The sequence below is a fragment of the Paraburkholderia sp. SECH4 genome (genome assembly GCF_030511745.1).
Taxonomy (GTDB): Bacteria; Pseudomonadota; Gammaproteobacteria; order Burkholderiales; family Burkholderiaceae; genus Paraburkholderia; species Paraburkholderia madseniana.
Genome location: NZ_JALOCP010000023.1, coordinates 111,511 through 128,853 on the forward strand (window position 1 = coordinate 111,511; position 17,343 = coordinate 128,853).

The 17,343-nt window shown below is 60.9% G+C and carries 22 protein-coding genes; 11 read left to right on the forward strand and 11 right to left on the reverse strand.

What is annotated here, in order from left to right:
* Positions 1–34 precede the first annotated feature (34 nt).
* The 5 genes from M0D67_RS27015 to M0D67_RS27035 are packed head-to-tail and all read right to left on the reverse strand — an operon-like array spanning position 35 to position 3,132.
* On the reverse strand, positions 35–562 hold the full coding sequence (locus M0D67_RS27015; RefSeq protein ID WP_154562990.1) for a cupin domain-containing protein: 528 nt from the start codon (positions 560–562) through the stop codon (positions 35–37).
* Positions 563–588: 26 nt separating this feature from the next.
* Entirely contained in the window at positions 589–1,365 is a 777-nt protein-coding gene (locus M0D67_RS27020) for an SDR family oxidoreductase (protein ID WP_154562988.1), read from the reverse strand.
* A complete protein-coding gene (locus M0D67_RS27025) occupies positions 1,358–2,455 on the reverse strand; it encodes an aromatic ring-hydroxylating dioxygenase subunit alpha (RefSeq protein ID WP_154562986.1) in 1,098 nt (365 codons plus the stop codon). Before M0D67_RS27025 ends, M0D67_RS27020 begins: the two co-directional genes overlap by 8 nt.
* Positions 2,456–2,504: 49 nt before the next feature.
* Positions 2,505–2,816, reverse strand: a complete 312-nt coding sequence (locus tag M0D67_RS27030; protein WP_154562984.1) for a recombinase-like helix-turn-helix domain-containing protein — start codon at positions 2,814–2,816, stop codon at positions 2,505–2,507.
* A gap of 1 nt (position 2,817) precedes the next feature.
* Complete coding sequence (locus M0D67_RS27035; protein WP_020068683.1) at positions 2,818–3,132, reverse strand: non-heme iron oxygenase ferredoxin subunit; 315 nt, start codon at positions 3,130–3,132, stop codon at positions 2,818–2,820.
* A 440-nt stretch (positions 3,133–3,572) separates the two neighbouring features.
* Here M0D67_RS27035 and M0D67_RS27040 point away from each other — a divergent pair, with 440 nt between their 5' ends.
* On the forward strand, positions 3,573–4,649 hold the full coding sequence (locus M0D67_RS27040; RefSeq protein ID WP_266240408.1) for a porin: 1,077 nt from the start codon (positions 3,573–3,575) through the stop codon (positions 4,647–4,649).
* Positions 4,650–4,651: 2 nt separating this feature from the next.
* On the opposite strand, the gene M0D67_RS27045 is transcribed toward M0D67_RS27040, so the two are convergent.
* Complete coding sequence (locus tag M0D67_RS27045) at positions 4,652–5,623, reverse strand: IclR family transcriptional regulator (protein WP_154562982.1); 972 nt, start codon at positions 5,621–5,623, stop codon at positions 4,652–4,654.
* 175 nt (positions 5,624–5,798) lie between these two features.
* On the opposite strand from M0D67_RS27045, the gene M0D67_RS27050 reads away from it, so the two are divergent.
* The gene (locus M0D67_RS27050; RefSeq protein WP_266240409.1) at positions 5,799–6,086 is read left to right on the forward strand and encodes a hypothetical protein; all 288 of its coding nucleotides are present in this window, start codon (positions 5,799–5,801) and stop codon (positions 6,084–6,086) included.
* A 116-nt stretch (positions 6,087–6,202) separates the two neighbouring features.
* On the forward strand, positions 6,203–7,888 hold the full coding sequence (locus M0D67_RS27055; RefSeq protein ID WP_266240410.1) for an acid phosphatase: 1,686 nt from the start codon (positions 6,203–6,205) through the stop codon (positions 7,886–7,888).
* A 54-nt stretch (positions 7,889–7,942) separates the two neighbouring features.
* On the opposite strand, the gene M0D67_RS27060 is transcribed toward M0D67_RS27055, so the two are convergent.
* Positions 7,943–8,617: a DUF4410 domain-containing protein gene (locus tag M0D67_RS27060; RefSeq protein ID WP_154562978.1), complete on the reverse strand. Its 675-nt coding sequence runs from the start codon at positions 8,615–8,617 to the stop codon at positions 7,943–7,945.
* A 162-nt stretch (positions 8,618–8,779) separates the two neighbouring features.
* On the opposite strand from M0D67_RS27060, the gene M0D67_RS27065 reads away from it, so the two are divergent.
* The gene (locus tag M0D67_RS27065) at positions 8,780–9,139 is read left to right on the forward strand and encodes a DUF3564 domain-containing protein (RefSeq protein WP_154562976.1); all 360 of its coding nucleotides are present in this window, start codon (positions 8,780–8,782) and stop codon (positions 9,137–9,139) included.
* 181 nt (positions 9,140–9,320) lie between these two features.
* On the opposite strand, the gene M0D67_RS27070 is transcribed toward M0D67_RS27065, so the two are convergent.
* Positions 9,321–9,455 carry a hypothetical protein gene (locus M0D67_RS27070; RefSeq protein ID WP_266240411.1) on the reverse strand — a complete coding sequence of 45 codons (135 nt, stop codon included), beginning with the start codon at positions 9,453–9,455 and terminating at the stop codon, positions 9,321–9,323.
* A 78-nt stretch (positions 9,456–9,533) separates the two neighbouring features.
* On the opposite strand from M0D67_RS27070, the gene M0D67_RS27075 reads away from it, so the two are divergent.
* From M0D67_RS27075 to M0D67_RS27095, 5 genes are all read left to right on the forward strand, one after another.
* Positions 9,534–10,283: a DNA/RNA non-specific endonuclease gene (locus M0D67_RS27075; RefSeq protein WP_266240412.1), complete on the forward strand. Its 750-nt coding sequence runs from the start codon at positions 9,534–9,536 to the stop codon at positions 10,281–10,283.
* Positions 10,276–10,536 carry a hypothetical protein gene (locus M0D67_RS27080; RefSeq protein ID WP_154562972.1) on the forward strand — a complete coding sequence of 87 codons (261 nt, stop codon included), beginning with the start codon at positions 10,276–10,278 and terminating at the stop codon, positions 10,534–10,536. The genes M0D67_RS27075 and M0D67_RS27080 overlap by 8 nt, the downstream gene beginning before the upstream one ends.
* Positions 10,537–10,771: 235 nt before the next feature.
* A complete protein-coding gene (locus M0D67_RS27085; protein ID WP_154562970.1) occupies positions 10,772–11,143 on the forward strand; it encodes a hypothetical protein in 372 nt (123 codons plus the stop codon).
* A gap of 291 nt (positions 11,144–11,434) precedes the next feature.
* A complete protein-coding gene (locus M0D67_RS27090; RefSeq protein ID WP_266240413.1) occupies positions 11,435–11,776 on the forward strand; it encodes a hypothetical protein in 342 nt (113 codons plus the stop codon).
* Between the two features lie 2 nt (positions 11,777–11,778).
* Positions 11,779–12,663 carry a 4-hydroxy-tetrahydrodipicolinate synthase gene (locus tag M0D67_RS27095; protein ID WP_266240414.1) on the forward strand — a complete coding sequence of 295 codons (885 nt, stop codon included), beginning with the start codon at positions 11,779–11,781 and terminating at the stop codon, positions 12,661–12,663.
* 60 nt (positions 12,664–12,723) lie between these two features.
* On the opposite strand, the gene M0D67_RS27100 is transcribed toward M0D67_RS27095, so the two are convergent.
* Together M0D67_RS27100 and M0D67_RS27105 are read right to left on the reverse strand one after the other, a co-directional pair.
* Positions 12,724–13,335: a lytic transglycosylase domain-containing protein gene (locus M0D67_RS27100; RefSeq protein ID WP_266240415.1), complete on the reverse strand. Its 612-nt coding sequence runs from the start codon at positions 13,333–13,335 to the stop codon at positions 12,724–12,726.
* Positions 13,336–13,508: 173 nt separating this feature from the next.
* Positions 13,509–14,222, reverse strand: a complete 714-nt coding sequence (locus M0D67_RS27105; protein ID WP_266240416.1) for a Crp/Fnr family transcriptional regulator — start codon at positions 14,220–14,222, stop codon at positions 13,509–13,511.
* A 91-nt stretch (positions 14,223–14,313) separates the two neighbouring features.
* On the opposite strand from M0D67_RS27105, the gene M0D67_RS27110 reads away from it, so the two are divergent.
* Positions 14,314–14,847: a DUF962 domain-containing protein gene (locus M0D67_RS27110; protein WP_266240417.1), complete on the forward strand. Its 534-nt coding sequence runs from the start codon at positions 14,314–14,316 to the stop codon at positions 14,845–14,847.
* On the opposite strand, the gene rarD is transcribed toward M0D67_RS27110, so the two are convergent.
* A complete protein-coding gene (gene rarD, locus M0D67_RS27115) occupies positions 14,844–15,740 on the reverse strand; it encodes an EamA family transporter RarD (protein WP_154562958.1) in 897 nt (298 codons plus the stop codon). The two genes, M0D67_RS27110 and rarD, sit on opposite strands and share 4 nt — an antisense overlap.
* A 583-nt stretch (positions 15,741–16,323) precedes the next feature.
* Between rarD and egtD the strand changes: the two genes are divergently transcribed.
* On the forward strand, positions 16,324–17,307 hold the full coding sequence (gene egtD, locus M0D67_RS27120) for an L-histidine N(alpha)-methyltransferase (protein WP_266240418.1): 984 nt from the start codon (positions 16,324–16,326) through the stop codon (positions 17,305–17,307).
* Positions 17,308–17,343: the final 36 nt, after the last annotated feature.

The following is a 17,343-nucleotide window of genomic DNA, read 5'->3' on the forward strand; positions in this document are numbered from 1 at the left end:
CCTTCGCGGGTGTTTTCAAAGCGAACTTGAGGGCTTAGCGCTTAAGCTTGGCCAAAGGAGAATCCGGCGGATACGTCGGCGTAATCGGCTTGGCTGCACCAAGCATCACGCACATCAACGCATCTTCTTCACCGATATTCACTTCCGTGCGATACACGCCCGGCGGCACCGAGATCAGATCGCGCTCGCCGAGCACGGCTTCCCACGTTTCACCGTCTTTCTCGCAGATCACCTTCATCTTGCCGCGCAGCACGAAGAAAATTTCTTCGACATCCATATGGATATGGCTCGGACCGATGTTGCCGGCCGGGATCACCATCGTCGAAAACGTGAAGCCGCCTGCGGGCACCGTGTTCATGTCCTTCGCGACGCCCGTGCCGCCCGTGCCCACATAGCGCATTTGCGCGCGGCGATATTTCGGGTCGTAGTCGGCCTGGAACTTCAGCGCATCCCAGTCATAACGACGCGTTTCCAGGCGCGCGACGCGGCTGTCCAACCATTGTGCAAAGCTCGCGTCCGCGGGTTGTTCCCACGATTTGCGTTCGATATCGGCGTCCGCCATCTCTTTCTCCTTTCGATTCGACAAGATCAATTCATCACGAAGCCGCCGTTGACCGGCAGCAACTGGCCAGTCACGAAGCGCGCGGCATCGGACAACAGGAACAGCACGGGCCCAGTGACGTCGTCGGGCACTTGTGCGCGCGTGAGCGCGCGGCCTTGCAGGTAATACTGATGACGTTCGGCGGGCACGTAGGCGGTGGCCTCGACTTCGGTGAGACCCGGTGCGATGGCGTTGACCGTCACTTGATGTGCGCCGAATTCGCGAGCCAGCGAGCGGGTCATCGAAATCACCGCGCCCTTGCTCGCGACATACGCGAGCAACTTCGGCGCACCCCACATCGCTGTATCCGACGCGATGTTGACGATGCTGCCGCGGCCCGAGTCGCGCAGATACGGCAATGCGGCGGTGCTCATCAGCCACGTGCCGCGCACGTTGACGTTCATCACGGCGTCCCACGTATCGATCGACAACTCGTCGGCGAACTTGCCGCCCGAGTTGGTGATCGCTGCGTTGTTGATCAGCGCGTCCAGCCCGCCGAGTTGAGCCGCGGCCCGATCGGCAAACTGCTTGATGCTGGCGGGGTCGGCGAGATCGAGCGGCAGATACGTCACTGCATGGCCTTGCTCGACCAGCGACGCCGCGAGCGCCCGGCCTTCGTCATGCAGCACATCGCCGAACGCGACTTGCGCGCCGGCTTGCACCAGCGAGCGAACGAACGCCGCGCCGAGGCCGCGCGCGCCGCCCGTCACGAGAACGCGCCTGCCTTGGAGTGCAGCCAATGCCGGGGACGCTTCGTTATGCATGGCTGTGGCCTGCTGCTTCGGTGTGCGCGGCGCCGGCCTGAGCGGCTTGAGCGTGATACGCGTCCAGTTCAGCGAAATGCTGCTGCGCGCGCTGACGGAACATGCGGCGCACACGCGTCATGCCGACGTCGTGCTGATAGAGGAATTCGTGCTCGCGTGCATTCGGCGCCATGCTTTCGAGAACATAGCGATCCTGTTCCAGCACGGCCCAGTGCAGACCTTCCAGACGGTTGCGATACATGAAGCGCCATGCGTCGCGCTGCCAGCCCGACACCTTGCGCGTGCGCCAGAAGTAAACCTGGCAATTGTTTTCGTCGACCGGCGTAGCAAAGCCGATGATCCCGAAGTTGCCACCCGGGCCGAACTTCTTCTTGTACGGAATCGCGAGGCGCATCCACAGCGCGCCGGTTTCGCCGAGCTCGACCCAGTCGAAATTCACGTCACGCTGGCCGACCTTTTCGAACATCAGACCGGTTTCGGTCTTGCGCACGCGCATATCGGCCTGCTTGTCGCCTTCAGCCATCGAGTGCGACGTCGCGTGCAGATAGGCGCCGTGCATCGGGTCCATCACGTTGTCGATCGCGTATTGGTAATTGCACTTCCAGTTCGACATGCACAGAAAGTTCGCGTACTCGTCGCCCACCAGTTCTTCCGGCAGCACGAGCGGCGCGGATTCCTTATGTGCTTCGTCGCCGAACCACAGGAAGATCGCACCGGCATGCTCTTCGACCGGATATGACTTCACGCACTTCTGGCCTTCCAGCGGGCAGTTCGAGACAGCCGGCACCTTCGTGACCGTACCGCCGCCGTCGATTTCAATGCCGTGGTACCAGCACGCGACGCTGCCGCCGAGGTTCCAGCCGAGCGACAGACGCGCGCCGCGGTGTGGGCAGCGGTCTTCGAGCGCGCGGACTTTGCCTTCCTTGTCGCGCCACAGCACGATCTGATCGCCGAGGCGCGTGACGCCGACCGGCGCGTCGCCGACTTGCCAGCTCGGTGCAACGGGATACCAGTAGTTGCGCAGGCCACGGTTCAGATAGGACTGAATCGGGTCGGCCGCGCCTTGAGTCGTTGTATTGGGGGACGTCATGAAAAGACTCCGGATGCGAAAGCGAAGAGACGTGTGCGGGAGAGCGCGCTTATTCAGCGAGCAGGCGGAATTCGGCGGCAAGGCGATCGGCATCCCACGCATTGCCTTCCGGCGTGCGGAAGCCCACGCGGTTCAAACCGTCGACGACTTCCTGCAACTCATTCGCGCCGGCTTCGAAAACTTTTTCCAACGCATCGCCGAAGTCGTTTTCATACTGGGTCGGCTCAGCCTTGCGCGTTTGCCAGATGAAGTTTTCGGTCTCGCCCGGCTTTTCGATCACGCCCTTGCCGGCAACGTTGTTCGGCTGCGGCGCGAGCCACGGCTTCAGGAAGGGATTGAAGTTCACGGTTTGTTCTCGCATGTCATTCCACCTTGATCTGGATTTCTTCGCCGGCGAGGCGTACCGAGTACATCTTCAGGTCGCGGCCACCCGGCTCTTTCAGGCATTTGCCGGTCGGGATATGGAACACGGCCTCGTGCAGCGGGCATTCGACGGTGTCACCGTCGACAAAGCCCTGCGTCAGCAGCGCGTACGCATGGGGGCAGACGTTTTCCAGCGCATACAGCGCATCGCCCACCTTGTAGATGCCGATTTCGGTGCCGTCGAGTTTGAACTCGAGCGGCGCGTCTTCGGACAGGTCACCGGCATGGCCGGCGCAGCGCCATTGTTCAGTCATTTCTCGCCTTCTCCTGAAGCCTTATGTTCCATATAAGGAACAGCAGTTCGTGTATGGATAATTATAGGAGGGGCTTTGGCTCGAGAAAATAAAAATCTGGGCTGGTAGGGGAAAACACCGACTGTGGCGTTCACAACACGGCTTTGCGTGAACTGACGTGAATGGTCCTGTTTGCTTGAGAGCCGTTCTGGGCTTGGGTTTGCCCATAATTTTCAGACAAATGCAACAGCCCGCATGCGGGTTTGTACGGGGTCCGAAAATTTATTTTGGCCGCTTCCAGACTCACTATAATTTTCCATAGGCGATACAAACGCCCATAGATGGAACACAAAGCGGAGCAGTTTTGGCGCATAAACCCGAAGCTGCATTCAACCCAAAGCAAGGATCAGGGACGACGAAATCGGCGCGAGCTATCCGTCGTGTGATCAGGAGAACCAACGGTGAAGCACATCATTGCGGCGGCCGGCTTGACGGCAATCTGCGCAACGACTGGCGCCTGGGCGCAAAGCAGCGTGACGTTATACGGCAGCCTGGATGCCGGTATTGCGTACATCAGCAATGCGGGTGGCCATTCGAAGTGGATCGAGGAGCAGGGCAACATGCAGCCGGACCGCTGGGGCCTGAAGGGCGTCGAGGATCTGGGCGGTGGTCTTAAGACGGTTTTCCAACTTGAAAACGGTTTCTATACCAACACGGGGGCATTCGCCAAGGCGGGCACGCTGTTCAATCGCCAGGCTTTTGTCGGATTGAGTTCGGACCAGTTCGGCACGGTGACACTCGGCCATCAGACGCCCTTCAGCTTCGACGTGCTGGGTCCGCTGAGCACGGCCTATCAGGCTGCGAGCTGGTACGCGTTCCACCCGGGCAACATCGACGAACTCGCCGACACCGGCGTGGTGCCGTTCGACAACTCGGTGAAGTTCCGCTCGGCGAGTTTCGCCGGTTTCTCGGTCGGCGCGATGATGGGTCTCGGCAACACGACCAACTTCTCGACCGGCAAGACACTGAGCTTTGCGCTTAGCTATGCGAACGGTCCGTTCAAGGCCGGCGCGACCTATGCGAATGAGCACGACCGTACGCCGTCGATCGTGACGACGGGCATCACCAGCTTCCAGGGTGTCGCGGCGGCTAACTACACGGCGGGCAAGGTCCAGAACATGGGCGCGGGCGCGTCATACCAGTTCGGCAAGCTGCTCGTGCATGGTTTGTACACGCGTGTGAAGCTGGAATCGTCCGGCCATTCGGACACGTATCAGAGCTACGACGTGGGCGCGAATTATCAGTTCACGCCGCTCAACAGCGTTGCCGGCGGTGCCGCGACCACGACGATGGCCGGCCATCGCTGGACGCAGTTCGAGATCGGCGATATCTACGCGCTGTCGAAGTCGACGCAGTTGTATGTGAATGCGCTGTATGAGCGCGCGGGCTCGAATACGGACGCCGCGTTCTTTACGGCGGGTGTGTCGAGCGGCCGGAACCAGACGATTTTCCTGACCGGTATCCACCACTCGTTCTGATATCAGTTCGCCGCAACCGATCTGCGACGCGCTTGAGCCGCGGTCGGATCATCCGGCCGCGGACGATAGCTGAGCCGCTCGGACAATTCGAGCGCCGCCTGGCAAACCGCGATGATGAGCGGTTCGCGTTCTTCCGCTTCGCCGATATCGGAACGGGGAATGGTGACCGTCAACGCGGCCGTGATCTTGCCGCTTTGGTCGCGCACCGGCGCGCTCACTACTGAAATGCCACGTTCAAAAGACGCTTCGCTCAACGCGTAGCCGAGCGCCGCGCTTTCGCGCACTCTTCCGTACAGTTCTTCGACAGTCGCCGGCGTGCGTTCGGTGAACCGTTCGAGCTGCGGCTCGGGATACAACTGGCGCAATTCTTCGAAACTCAAATCGCCCATCAGCACCTGACCGTGCACCGTGGCATGCGCGGGCAAGCGTGTGCCGACATGCACCTTCACCGAACTGAACATTGGCTCATGGGTTTGCGCTTTGGCGACGAACACCACGTCGCGCTGGTCGCGGATCAGCAGATGCGTGCTGAGGCCGGTCGCGTCGCGCAAACGTTCGAGAATCGGCGTGCCGACGTCGGTCAGTTCGAGCGAACTCAGATATTCGAAACCGAGCCGCAGCACCGCGACGCTCAAACGGAAATAACGGTCGCCGTTCACGCGCTCGAGAAAGCCTAAAGCTTCGAGCGTTTGCAGCAGACGAAATGTAGTGGTGCGCGGAATGCCGATGCGCTTCGACAATTCGGGCGCGCCCAGAATCGGCTCGCGTGCGCTGAATTCGGCGAGGATGCGCAGGCCGCGCTCCAGCCCTGGCACGAGATAAGTCGATCCGCCGGTGCTCTCTTCATCGGTGGAATCGGGGGAATCGGCGCCGTCCGCCAAGGACCGCGCCGCGTCGTCTCGTGGAGTCGAAACTGTCGCGCCGCGTGGCCTCGCTTGCTTGCGTCCCGCTCCTGTCTGCTCTTCTTTTGCCATCTTGGCTGCCGTCTTTGCCGTTGTCTCTGCTGTTCATCGGATACAGATCAACATGATAGCGCGAAGCACACGGCGGTCATTTTCGTTTCGCGCGGTGCTATGCTTTGATGCGGTCCATCGCGCGAGGTCTCACTGCCGCGCTTTGGCTCCCGCCAGGCGTCCGGAGGCCATACCCATGTCCGATTCCGTCCAGATCCAGGTTGCCGACTCACATCTATATCCGGGCTGCGCAGTGCAAATCGCGCACCTGCCCGAGCCGGCCCGCGCGGCCGCGGCGATAGTCGAATTCGCGGACGGTTCCGGCGCGCATGCCACTTGCCATCGGCGGACTTTCGATGAACTCGAATTGACCGTTGACGGTTACGCTACTCAGCGGCGTCATCCAGTGGACGCCCGACATTGGCTTCTGCTCGCCGTCGACTCGACGCACAACAGTTGGCGCGTGAAGCGACGATTACCCTAGCCGTGCCGGAACCTTCCGGCCACCTCGATTCTGAACCCGGTGCCGCGCGCACGCCGCCCCGAGCGGTAGCTTTCTGGCTGTGAAGCGCCCGTCACGCAAAACTCCGAGAGATACCGATGACAGACAACGACTCCACCCTGCCGCCGAACCCCGACGACACCCCCGACGATCCTGAACGCCGCCGTGTCCTGACCGGACTCGCGGCGCTCGGCATCGGGCTGGCACTAACCGGGTGCAAGACTGACCAAGGTATCGCGAGCGGCACGGTGCCGCACAGTGCCGCTGACATGCGGCTCGACGCCGCGTTACGCGACCAGGTCAAGCAGATCGTGGTGATCTACGCCGAGAACCGCAGCTTCGCGAATCTGTACGGCAACTTTCCCGGCGTCCAGTATCCGCTCGATGCGGTGAGCGCCGAGCGTTATCTGCAACTCGACCGCGACGGCAAGACGCCGCTGCCGCGCCTGCCGGCAATCTGGGGCGGCCTCGTGCCGCAAGCGCAGGAGGTGGACGGCAAACGCTACATGATCGGTCAGAAGGATATTGCCAACCTGCGCAACGGCCCGTTCCATATTACCGACGCGCAAGGCGCACCGTTGCCGAATGGTGTGATCACGCGCGATCTTGTGCATCGCTTCTATCAGAACCAGATGCAGATCAACGCCGGGCGCAACAATCAGTTCGCTGCATGGGGCGACGCCGGTGGCCTGGTGATGGGGCACTACCGCAATTCCGCCGACACGCTGCGTCTGTGGAACCTCGCGCAGCAATACACGCTGTGCGACAACTTCTTCATGGCGGCTTTCGGCGGTTCGTGGCTGAACCACATCTTCCTGATCTCCGCGCAGGCACCGTTCTATCCCGACATCCACAACAGTCCGGCGAAGAAGATGGTCTCGGTGGTGGAAGGCGACGATCCGACCGGCACACGGCTCAAGGTGGCGGCCGATTCGCCGGCGTCCGCGCTCGACGGTCCGCCGAAATTCGTCAACGACGGCGCGTTTACCGCCGACGGCTACGCCGTCAACACGATGGCGCCGCCCTACCAACCGAGCAGCGTGCGGCCGGCCGAAGGCGGCAATCCCGCGCTCGCCGACCCGTCGAATCCGCGCGTGATGCCGCCGCAAAACTACGCGACGATCGGCGACCGGCTGACGGACAAGGGCGTCGACTGGGCGTGGTACAGCGGTGCGTGGCAGTACGCGTTGGAGCATCAGGACACGGGCGCGGTGCCTGATTTCCAGTACCACCATCAGCCGTTCAACTACTTCACCAATTACGCGCCGGGCACCGCCGCGCGGCGCAAGTATCTGCGCGATGCGGGCCTCGGCGACGACGCGTCCACCAATCGTCTGATCGCCGATATCGACGCGGGGCGGTTACCGGCCGTGACGTTCTACAAACCGCAGGGCGATCTGAACATGCACGCAGGGTATGCGGACGTCGCATCGGGGGATCGTCACGTCGCGAATGTGATCGAGCATATTCAGCGCGGCCCGCAGTGGGCCAATACTGTAGTAGTCGTCACGGTCGATGAGAACGGCGGCTGGTGGGACCCGGTCTCGCCGCCGAAGGGCGATCGCTGGGGGCCGGGATCGCGGGTTCCGGCGTTAGTGATTTCGCCATTGGCGAAGAAGGGGTATGTCGATCATACGGTGTACGACACCAATTCGATTCTTCGCCTGATTAGCCGCGTGCATGGACTGGCGCCGCTCGATGGGGTCGTTCTGCGAGATCGGGCTTTTGCGGAGAATGGCCTGGCGCCGCTTGGCGATTTGACCGGCACGCTGGATCTGGCCTGAGCCGCTTGCCTATCGCATTTGCCTATTACGTCGGGGTGGGCAGCAGTGCATCAATCACTGCGCCACCCCGTGCAGCTTGGCAATCACTGCATCTGAGATCTGCTGCGCGGTCTTCTTGATCGTCTTCTTCTCGTCACCGCTCGCCATCACGAACTTCGCCGCGATCACGTACGGATTGAGTTTGATCGCCGCGCCCGGCTTTCCCTTGCTGTCGGCTTCTTCGACGGCTTCGTAGAGCGGCGGCAAACCGGCCGTCGCCAGGCTGTCGCACGACACCGCCACTTGAATATTGTTCTGACCCGCACCAAAACCGACCATCGCACGTCTTAGACGATTGCCGTCGTCGACGCTCAGAAACACGCCTCGCACTTGCCAACCCGTTGCGGGTAATGGTTGGCCGGGCGCCATACGGCGCGCGTCGACACCGCCTTTTTTCAGGTCCGCAGTCAGCGCGTCCCCCATCTCGTTCACGATGTCCTTGGCGTGGTCCTGCGGATTCTTGTCCTTGCCCATCGGTCCTGGGCCACTCGGCAACAGACCGCGCAGGCGGCGCACACGTTGCCCCGGTCCGCTGTCAGGTGTCACGTTGGCCACGTCGAGGTCGAAGTCGGACACATAGACGATCGGCGCGGGCGCGGCGAAGGGGGGACTGTCCGCGGCTGCACTGAGCGTCGATATCGCACCGAGGCATCCCGCCACCATCGTGAGTTGCAGCAATCGACGCAGCATGGCCCGCCTCCACGAAATGCCTTTCGGACGCGGCTATCGTACAGCCATGCGCGCTGCGCGTAAGTTTTTTTCGTGCCCGATCGCCGCGCCTTTTCGCCTTGCATAACACGCGTCGCGACATAGACTGATAAAGCATTACTTCGCAATTTGTACGGAACTGCCATGCGCCTGACCATCCTCATCAACGGTTCTGATCCCACCGTCAGCCACGACTACGCTGTGTTATGGCTCGACACCGACGAACATCGGTGGTCGAGGGAAGCGCATCAAGGGATCGATCTGCCCCCGTGGGGCGAGTTACACGACGACAATGGCGTGACGACCCTCTGTGCGCCGAGCACGGATGCGCCGCTGTGCACGCTGCGCGGATTGCACGTCGATCGCAAACAACGCGTGAGCGCGGCGCAAGGTGCCGCAGCGTGGACAGCCTTGCCGACACACGCGCCGACCAGCGGTTTCTGGCGTTTGCAAGCTGTCGATCGCCAGAATGTGCACGCCGAACACAGTGTTTTCGGCAATTAGGTTTCGGCGCTTTTTTCGTCGGTCGAAATTTCCACCCATCCAAACCGCGCTGCCTGCGCGCGTGGTGAGTGGGTTCGTGTGCGCGTTCGACCATCGGCCCACATTTCCGCGTTCCGCATTCCGCATTCCGCGCGCTTAAGTCCGTCTTAAGTTTGCGTACGTAGAGTTTGAATTCCACGCATTAGGGTCGCTGCAAAGCGGCCCGTTTTTTTTGGTGCAGCGGTTTTTGCCGTGCTTCTTCCGCGTCTTCGGCTTCTTCCGCTCGCAGCATTTTCATCGCTGCGGGCACTGCGCCAACGCCACTTTCTTCCTTCATGTTCTTCTGCGTTCCACGTAACTCGACACCGGCTCGCGACGCTATACTTGCGCCCCCGATCAATCAACTGACTGACATATGAAGAAGTGGTTTGCCTGTCTGTTGTTCGCCGTTGCCGCTCACGCGAGCGCGGCACCCTCCTGCACCCAGTTCACCCCGAATGCGCAATGGCCGGTTCTGACTAATCAGAAGATGGCGCCGAAAACGCGCATGCTTTGCTATAGCGATTTCGCGGTGCTGCATTCGGGTATCACGCATGGTCCCTTGTGGTCCGCGGAGCATCTGACGCGCGACCATATCGAAGCCGCCAAAGACATGGTGCGCACCAACAAGTTCTTCGAAGACGCGCGCTTGCCCGACGGCGAAGGCGCGACGCTCGCGGACTATAAACGCAGCGGCTTCGATCGCGGTCACATGAGTCCGGCAGGCAATCGCTGGAATCAGGAAGCGATGGCACAATCGTTTTCGCTGGCGAACGTCGTGCCGCAAAATCGCGAGAACAATCAGCGCTTGTGGGCGCGTATCGAAACGTCGGTGCGCAAGATCGCAATGTTGTACAACGATACCTATGTCATCACCGGGCCGATTTTCAGCGGCCAGCAATTGCAGACCATTGGACCGACACGCGTCTTCGTGCCGACGCAATTGTTCAAGGTGGTCTACGTGCCGTCCCGGCAGATGGCGTTCGCGGTGGTGGTGGACAACGTCTCGACCAACCGCTATGACATCAGGACGATTCACGAACTCGAGACAGCATCGGGTATCCGTTTTCCGGGCATTCCGGAGAATCTCAAAGATCAGCGACCGGGAGGACTAAAAGGTGTTTAAACCCTATTCGAACGATGACGACGTGCTCAACATCCAGGGCGATGCACTCACCGTCAGCAACGGCACCACGCGCGTAGTGCTGAACGGCACGCTGGAGTTGACGCAGGACCAGCGCGGGTTGAAGGCGGCACTGGCGCTGAAGGAAGCGATCGATGCGATAGTGGCCGCACTGCAGGCACAGGCCAATCTGCCGGCGAAGGTGAAGGACGAGCCGGATGCGAAACCGGGCGTCGTGCAGAATCCGTTTCAATAGCGCATTCACGCATTCACGCAATTGCCCAGGCGCGAAGGTACGGGATTTCCGCGTCGCCTTCGCGGCTGGGAGGTGAAACCGCTTCAGGCTGATTCAAAACCCCGATATGTATCCGCCGTTACGTTTTGTCACCAGAGCGCCGTCAACTGCTGTCTTCCGGCCAACGTTAAACCGGCAGCGCTGAAACATTTCAGCCGCGACATAAAGAACAACCGGTTTAACCAGGAGTTACATCATGAAGACGCTTTTCGCTGCTCTCGCTTCCGCTCTCGTCGTGTCGACCGCATTCGCACAAACCGCAGCACCGGCGGCCGCGCAACCTGCGCAAACGCAACCCGCCGGTCAAGCGAATCTGAAGGCGAGCACCGCCGCGCAAACCAGCGCCACGGACGAAAGCACCGCCACGACCAAAGCGCCGACCAAGGCCGCAACGAAGTCGCAAGTGAAAAAGGCTTCCGCCAGCCACACGGCAAAGACCCATAAGGCCACCAAGAAGACTGCTGTAGATACAAGCGCAAGCAAGACAAAGACGGAGAGCGCGAAAGAGGCCAGCAATGCCCCGGCAAAAACCGACGGCGCAAAGACCGACACGACGAAAACGCAATAACACGTGATCGGCTTTCGGCACGCACCGGCCAGGCATCTGTAGTTAATCGAAGCCGAACTCTGCCGTTCAGGGAGGGCGAGTCTCACGACTCGCCTTTTTTTATGGGCGCGTCGCATGGGCCTGGTTGAAGCGCACACAACTTGCCGCCACGGCTGCTGATTCACTTCGAGCAACTCGTCTAGTGCGCGCGATTTTTTCAGCGGATACCCCAATTTTTGCACTGCGTTTACCCGTAGACGTCTAATCTCGAACTGTCTTGATCAACCATGGCGTCAACGAACGCCGCATCAAATGGCACTCACGCAATCAATCGACAACTTCGAAACGCAGCCGCTCGGCGCGCCGCCGGTCCAGCGCAACAATGTCATCCCCTTCCCCGCGGCTCGCGCCCGCTTGCAGATCACCCTGCCTCATCCCCCGCACGATCTTCCTGGCACCCAGCTCCGCACACTGCTTCATTCGCCGCTCGGCGTGTATGTGGTCAGCACGGAGGCCGTGCGCGAAGAAGTGCGCGTGCAACTCGACATTGCGCTCGACGACCTCGATTTCACCTTGCATACGCTGATCTCGACACTCCCTGCAGCACTCATCGGACCATTGAAGCGCCGCCATGCCGTCGCAAAGGCGCGCTAATCATGTTCTCAGGAATCTGGTTGCCCATCGTTACCCCGTTTCGCAATGGTGAAGTCGATGTCGACGCGTTGCAGCACCTAGCGGACTATTACCTGCGCACGGAGATCAGCGGTTTTGTCGCCTTGAGCACGACGGGCGAAGCCGCTTTGTTACAGGAATCCGAGCGCCTCACCGTCTTGCAGGCGCTGACCGATGTGATCGGCTCCCGTCTGCCGATGCTGATCGGCGTAGGCGGCGCCAATACGCGCGACGTCCTGCACGATATTCAGCGCTATGAGCGCTGGGACTGCGCGGGCTATCTGGTGTCTCCGCCGTCGTACGTATGTCCGGATCAGGCCGGCGTGCAATGGCATTTCGAACAGGCCGCACTCGCCACCGAACGCCCTATCGTTTTGTACGACGTGCCGCATCGGACCGGTGTGACGATCGCGCCTGAAACGGTTGCGCGTTTGGTCGAATACAGCAACATCGTCGCAATCAAGGAATGCGTGAAGGACCATTTCAGCAAGCTGCGCGGCCTGCCGATCAACGTGCTGTGCGGCACCGATGAAGCATTGGACGACTGTCTGCACAACGGCGGCACAGGTGGCATTCTGGCGAGCGCGCATGTTTGCTCGGACCTGCTGGTTGCCGTACAGGAATTGATCCGCGCCGATCGTGACCCGGACGAGCGCAATCTGTTCGCAAGCTTGCTGCCCGTATTGCGTCTGCTGTTCGCCGCGCCCAATCCGTCCGCGATCAAGGCGATGCTGGCATTCGATCATTCAATGACCGACGAAACGCGTATGCCGATCACGCGCGCGTCGGCACAACTCGTCGAGCGTCTGGGCACCGCGCGCGACAGGTTGCAGGATCTGCGCGCCGAGTTTGCCGGAGCGATGAGCTAAAGCGCTAAAGCGCTGGAGCAACAACAACGTCCGAGGAGGAATGCGCCACGAATGAGTTCATCATTCGTGGCGCAAACTTGCGTCCAGGCACTGCATCCGCAGCACGACGCGCTGCGCGTAACCGCGACCACCGCCGCTGTAGCGAACGAGCGCGGCGTCGAGATCGCCGCCGCTTTCATCGAGGTAGCCGCGCAAAATGGTCGAGCCGATCCGCACGTTGATTGCCGGATCGGATAAGTCGGTTGTGCCCGCAATCAATTGCGGATGTGCAGCGGGCAGGACTTGCATCAACCCTCGCGCACCTGCGATGCTGACCGCGTGGCGGTCGAAACTCGACTCGACCGACATCACGGCAAGCAGCAATACCGGCGAGATGGCTTGACGCTCGGCTTCGATCAATACCGCGCGAGCGATCTTCATGGATTCCAATGGCGCAACGCGAAACTGCGCGCGCAGCATGGCGGTGATATCGCTGAGCGCCGGCAAGCCGGTGTCTAGTGTTGCGTCGCTCGCGACAGTTGGAGCGGCCAACGGCAACGCCGACTGCGCGTCGGCGGCGTGCGATGCCGCGGCGAACGAGAAGACGATCGCCGCGAACATCACCTTCAGGCCGACTTTGCGGCGAAGGTTTCGTTGTACCTGGACACCATCCAGAGCGCTATTTCCATGCATAAGTTCGCTTCCTGACCGGGGGTGCCTCGACCTTACCGGGCTTGGTGTAGCGAATCGCCAAAGAAATAGGGGTGCGCCGTAAAATGCTTATAAAGATGCGGTGGCGCGTGAGTGGACGTATAGAGGAGGCAGCGTCGCGCTTTGCGCGTAGATTTACGGGTAGATCGAGGCGATCAATCCGTTGCCGGATTCAGCTCGGCTAGCGCGCTGAGCTTTCGCACATCGGCAATTTCGATTTCCGCATAGCCCAACTTCAATGCACCCTGCGCTTCGAACTGCTTGAGCACCTGATTGATGGTCTGCCGCGACAAAGCCAGCATCATCGCCAGGTCCTCCTGCGGCACTTTGAGTACGCGCCGCAATGCACCGGGTTCGCCGTAACCGCCAGCCATCAACAACAAGCGTCGCGCCACGCGCGGCGCGGCGGGAAGCAAGGCTGCTTCTTCAATGGCGTCGAAAGCGAGGCGCAGCTTTTGCGTCAACAGCAAACCGAAGGCATGCCAGTACTCAGGCGTGCGTTCGAGCAACGCGGCAAGCGCGGCGCGCGACACATGAAACAGCTCGGAATCGCGTTCGGCATACGCGTCGTGGGTTCGCGGGCGATTATCGAACAGCGCGATCTCGCCGAACCAGTTGACCGGCTCGATGACTGCGAGCAACGCCTCTTTGCCGGCCGAACTGGCCGCTCCAATTCTCACGAGACCGTCGAGCACGCAATAGAGGCCGTCGTCGGAATCGCCGCGTGTGAAGAGCCGTTGACCGGCCGCGAGGCGCTCGACACGGCCCGCTTCGATCAGTTGCGCCCGCATGGCAGCGGGCGCCGAGCGAAACCACGCGCTGCGTTCAAGCCGCACGGCAAGCTCATTGGATGAAAAACTCGCAGTCATAGAACGGTATCCGTGCCCGATTGTCGGCTACCCGATGGTTTCAAATTCCGCTGCCCGCGATTATGCTGGCTTTGATTGAGGAGCGGCATCCATGAGAACGCTGACGCAACAGCTTACGCAATACGCGGCCTACCATCGTGACCGGCGCAATATCGCCACGCATTTCATCGGCATTCCGATGATCGTGCTGGCGCTGGCGGTGTTGTTGAGCAGGCCTGCTTTCAGTTTCGGCGCGCTGCCGTTTGCGTTGTCGCCCGCGTGGGTGTTGTTCGCCGCAGCGACTGTCTATTACCTCGTGCTCGATGTGCAGCTCGGCGTGATGATGGCAGTCGTATCGGTACTGTGCGTCGCGTGCGGGGAGTGGCTCGCCGCGCAAACTACCCTCACCTGGCTCGCCGCCGGCATCGGACTCTTCGTGGTCGGCTGGGTGTTTCAGTTCATCGGCCACGTCGCCTACGAACATCGCAAGCCGGCATTCGTCGACGACGTGATCGGTCTGCTGATCGGGCCGCTATTCGTCCTCGCTGAAGCATTGTTCGGTTTTGGCTGGCGGCCGGCGTTGCGCGAAGCGATCGAGGCACAGGTCGGCGCAACCCGGATCAATACGGATCGTGCGGCGTATTAACGCGGCGCAAACCGAATGAGCCGCACGCTATGCAAGGCCGTCAGCGCAACCGCCATCCAGATCGGAACATACGTGGCTAACTGTGCGGCGCTGAGTGTCTCGCCGAGCAGCGTGATCGAGACAAACACGAGCAACACCGGTTCGACATAGCCAAGAATGCCGAACAAGGCGACCGGCAATAAACGGCTCGCCTTCAGATACGAAGCCAGCGCAATGGTGCTGAGCGCGCCGAGTCCCGGCAACAGCAAACACCACATGTCGATACGGCCGCCGATCATCGTCAACGAACCACCGATGATGATGAACACAGCCGCCGCGGGCAACAGCAGCGCCATTTCAACGGTGAACATGGCAAGCGAATCCTGGTTGATTTTGCGGCGCAGCACGAAATACGGCGGATAGCCGAGCGCGACGAGCAAGGTGGGCCACGAAAAGGCACCCGTCATCCACAGTTCATGCACGACGCCCAACGCGGCGCAGATAACAGCGAGCCACTGCAGACCGTCGAGGCTCTCGCGATAGTAGAAGCGCCCCACCAGCACCATCACCAGCGGCAGCAGAAAATAGCCGAGCGAGACTTCGAGCATGCGCCCATGCAGCGGCGCCCATAGGAACACCCACAGTTGCGCGCCCAGCAAAGCCGCGCTGACAACCATCGCCGCGCCGAGCGTCGGCTCCGTCACCATGCGGTAAAGAAGTTGCCGGAGAATCGGCAGGCGTTTGCGCAACATGATCAGCACTAACGCCCCGGGAACAGTCCACACAATACGCCACGCGAAAATGTCGAGACCGCTCAACGGCGCGAGCAGCCTAGCGTAAGCCGACAGTAAAGCAAACATCGCCGACGCGCCGACCGACAACGCGATACCGCGCTTTGGGTCATACTGGTTCATTGCGCGGCCCGTGGCGCAATCGCTTTGACATGCGGTGCAGGTGTGTGCGGCGCAGCATACGGCTGCACGCATCGAGTTATTGTCATTGGAAGTAAAGTCTCACAAGCAGGCAGTGCGGCGGGTAGTGCGTATCAAGCGCTGCGTTTTTATCTTCGACAGGAGATGCAAGCCGGCATTCTAGACGGGTTCCCGAACAACGTGCCCGTTCGTTCCTTGCAGTCAATAGCAATTTTTCCCGTGCGCATCGCGCGCCGATGCACTAGAACATAACTTCACGCGCGACAGGCGAATCCGCAGTTGCAACGCCGGCAACTTTGAGCGCAGTTGCGCAAGCGCGAATCTTGCTACGCAGTCTAGCGGCACCGTTTGCAACGTCATCTGAGACATCTTGGATATCCGTCGCAACCGTCATTTTCAACTGTCATCACAGCATCAACGAGCCGGGCCGGCATAGGCAGTCCATACGGACAGAGCCCGCCCTTCTTTCCCGCGGCATACAGCAACTGCGAGCAACTGCGCTCCGTTGCACCTGCCGCCGCCCGGCCAGCAATCCCGCTCATCGAATGTGACTACTGGAGCCAGCATGACCCAGCCAGCCCTATCGCACGACGCATCGCCCGACCTGCTCCGCGCCACCTTCGCCGCCGAGGTGCGCGCCGGACTCACGCACACGCCGCAAAAAGAGTTGCCGTCGAAGTATCTGTATGACGAAGTGGGTTCTGCGCTGTTTGAAGTGATCACGGTACTGCCCGAATACGGCGTGACACGCGCCGAGGAGCGCTTGCTCGCGAAGCACGCAGTGGACATCGTCGCGCATCTGCCGCACGACGTGACCGTCGCTGAACTGGGCAGCGGCAGCGGCCGCAAAACGCGGCGCATTCTGGAAGCGCTGTGTAAAAAGCGCCCCACTTCTTACTTCCCGATTGAAATTTCGCGCAGCGCATTACAGTTGTGCAGGCGCGAACTTGGCGACATCGAGCGGATTTCGATCGTCGGTTACGAACGCGATTACCTGGCCGGGCTCGCCGAGGTGAGCCAGGACCGCGCGGCGGACGAGCGCTTACTCGTCCTGTTTCTTGGCAGCACGATCGGCAATTTCGGCAGACTTGCGGCCACGCGTTTTCTGCGCGATATCCGCAACATGCTTGCGCCTGGCGACGCGTTGCTCCTCGGCACAGATCTGATCAAGCCGATACCGGTGCTGGTGGCAGCCTACGACGATTCGGTCGGCGTGACCGCGTCGTTCAATCTGAATCTGCTGGCGCGTATCAATCGGGAGCTCGACGGCGACTTTCCGCTCGATGCGTTCGAACACGTCGCGCGCTTCAATCCGGACGCGCGCAGCATCGAGATGCATTTGCGTGCGAAGCGCGATGTCACCGCGCATGTGGGCGCAGCGCAATTGACCGTCTCGCTCAAGGCAGGCGAAACGATCTGGACCGAGAGCAGCCACAAATATCGCGCGGACGAAGTGCCCGCGATCGCCGACGATGCGGGTTTCGTGTGCAGCCATCAATGGATCGAAGATGGATGGGGATTCGCTGAAAGTTTGCTGGTGGCGCGTTAGGCGCAAAGCGTTATCGGCTGACTAATCGGACAAACA

What these genes read in the sequence shown, in the direction of transcription:
- M0D67_RS27030 (WP_154562984.1), bottom strand. Translation starts at nt 2,816, where the DNA reads ATGCGAGAACAAACCGTGAACTTCAATCCCTTCCTGAAGCCGTGGCTC.
- egtD (WP_266240418.1), top strand. Translation starts at nt 16,324, where the DNA reads ATGACCCAGCCAGCCCTATCGCACGACGCATCGCCCGACCTGCTCCGC.
- M0D67_RS27035 (WP_020068683.1), bottom strand. Translation starts at nt 3,132, where the DNA reads ATGACTGAACAATGGCGCTGCGCCGGCCATGCCGGTGACCTGTCCGAA.
- M0D67_RS27050 (WP_266240409.1), top strand. Translation starts at nt 5,799, where the DNA reads ATGTCCGATTCCGTCCAGATCCAGGTTGCCGACTCACATCTATATCCG.
- M0D67_RS27020 (WP_154562988.1), bottom strand. Translation starts at nt 1,365, where the DNA reads ATGCATAACGAAGCGTCCCCGGCATTGGCTGCACTCCAAGGCAGGCGC.
- M0D67_RS27015 (WP_154562990.1), bottom strand. Translation starts at nt 562, where the DNA reads ATGGCGGACGCCGATATCGAACGCAAATCGTGGGAACAACCCGCGGAC.
- M0D67_RS27065 (WP_154562976.1), top strand. Translation starts at nt 8,780, where the DNA reads ATGCGCCTGACCATCCTCATCAACGGTTCTGATCCCACCGTCAGCCAC.
- M0D67_RS27070 (WP_266240411.1), bottom strand. Translation starts at nt 9,455, where the DNA reads ATGAAGGAAGAAAGTGGCGTTGGCGCAGTGCCCGCAGCGATGAAAATG.
- M0D67_RS27090 (WP_266240413.1), top strand. Translation starts at nt 11,435, where the DNA reads ATGGCACTCACGCAATCAATCGACAACTTCGAAACGCAGCCGCTCGGC.
- M0D67_RS27055 (WP_266240410.1), top strand. Translation starts at nt 6,203, where the DNA reads ATGACAGACAACGACTCCACCCTGCCGCCGAACCCCGACGACACCCCC.
- M0D67_RS27025 (WP_154562986.1), bottom strand. Translation starts at nt 2,455, where the DNA reads ATGACGTCCCCCAATACAACGACTCAAGGCGCGGCCGACCCGATTCAG.
- rarD (WP_154562958.1), bottom strand. Translation starts at nt 15,740, where the DNA reads ATGAACCAGTATGACCCAAAGCGCGGTATCGCGTTGTCGGTCGGCGCG.
- M0D67_RS27105 (WP_266240416.1), bottom strand. Translation starts at nt 14,222, where the DNA reads ATGACTGCGAGTTTTTCATCCAATGAGCTTGCCGTGCGGCTTGAACGC.
- M0D67_RS27095 (WP_266240414.1), top strand. Translation starts at nt 11,779, where the DNA reads ATGTTCTCAGGAATCTGGTTGCCCATCGTTACCCCGTTTCGCAATGGT.
- M0D67_RS27060 (WP_154562978.1), bottom strand. Translation starts at nt 8,617, where the DNA reads ATGCTGCGTCGATTGCTGCAACTCACGATGGTGGCGGGATGCCTCGGT.
- M0D67_RS27110 (WP_266240417.1), top strand. Translation starts at nt 14,314, where the DNA reads ATGAGAACGCTGACGCAACAGCTTACGCAATACGCGGCCTACCATCGT.
- M0D67_RS27075 (WP_266240412.1), top strand. Translation starts at nt 9,534, where the DNA reads ATGAAGAAGTGGTTTGCCTGTCTGTTGTTCGCCGTTGCCGCTCACGCG.
- M0D67_RS27085 (WP_154562970.1), top strand. Translation starts at nt 10,772, where the DNA reads ATGAAGACGCTTTTCGCTGCTCTCGCTTCCGCTCTCGTCGTGTCGACC.
- M0D67_RS27100 (WP_266240415.1), bottom strand. Translation starts at nt 13,335, where the DNA reads ATGCATGGAAATAGCGCTCTGGATGGTGTCCAGGTACAACGAAACCTT.
- M0D67_RS27045 (WP_154562982.1), bottom strand. Translation starts at nt 5,623, where the DNA reads ATGGCAAAAGAAGAGCAGACAGGAGCGGGACGCAAGCAAGCGAGGCCA.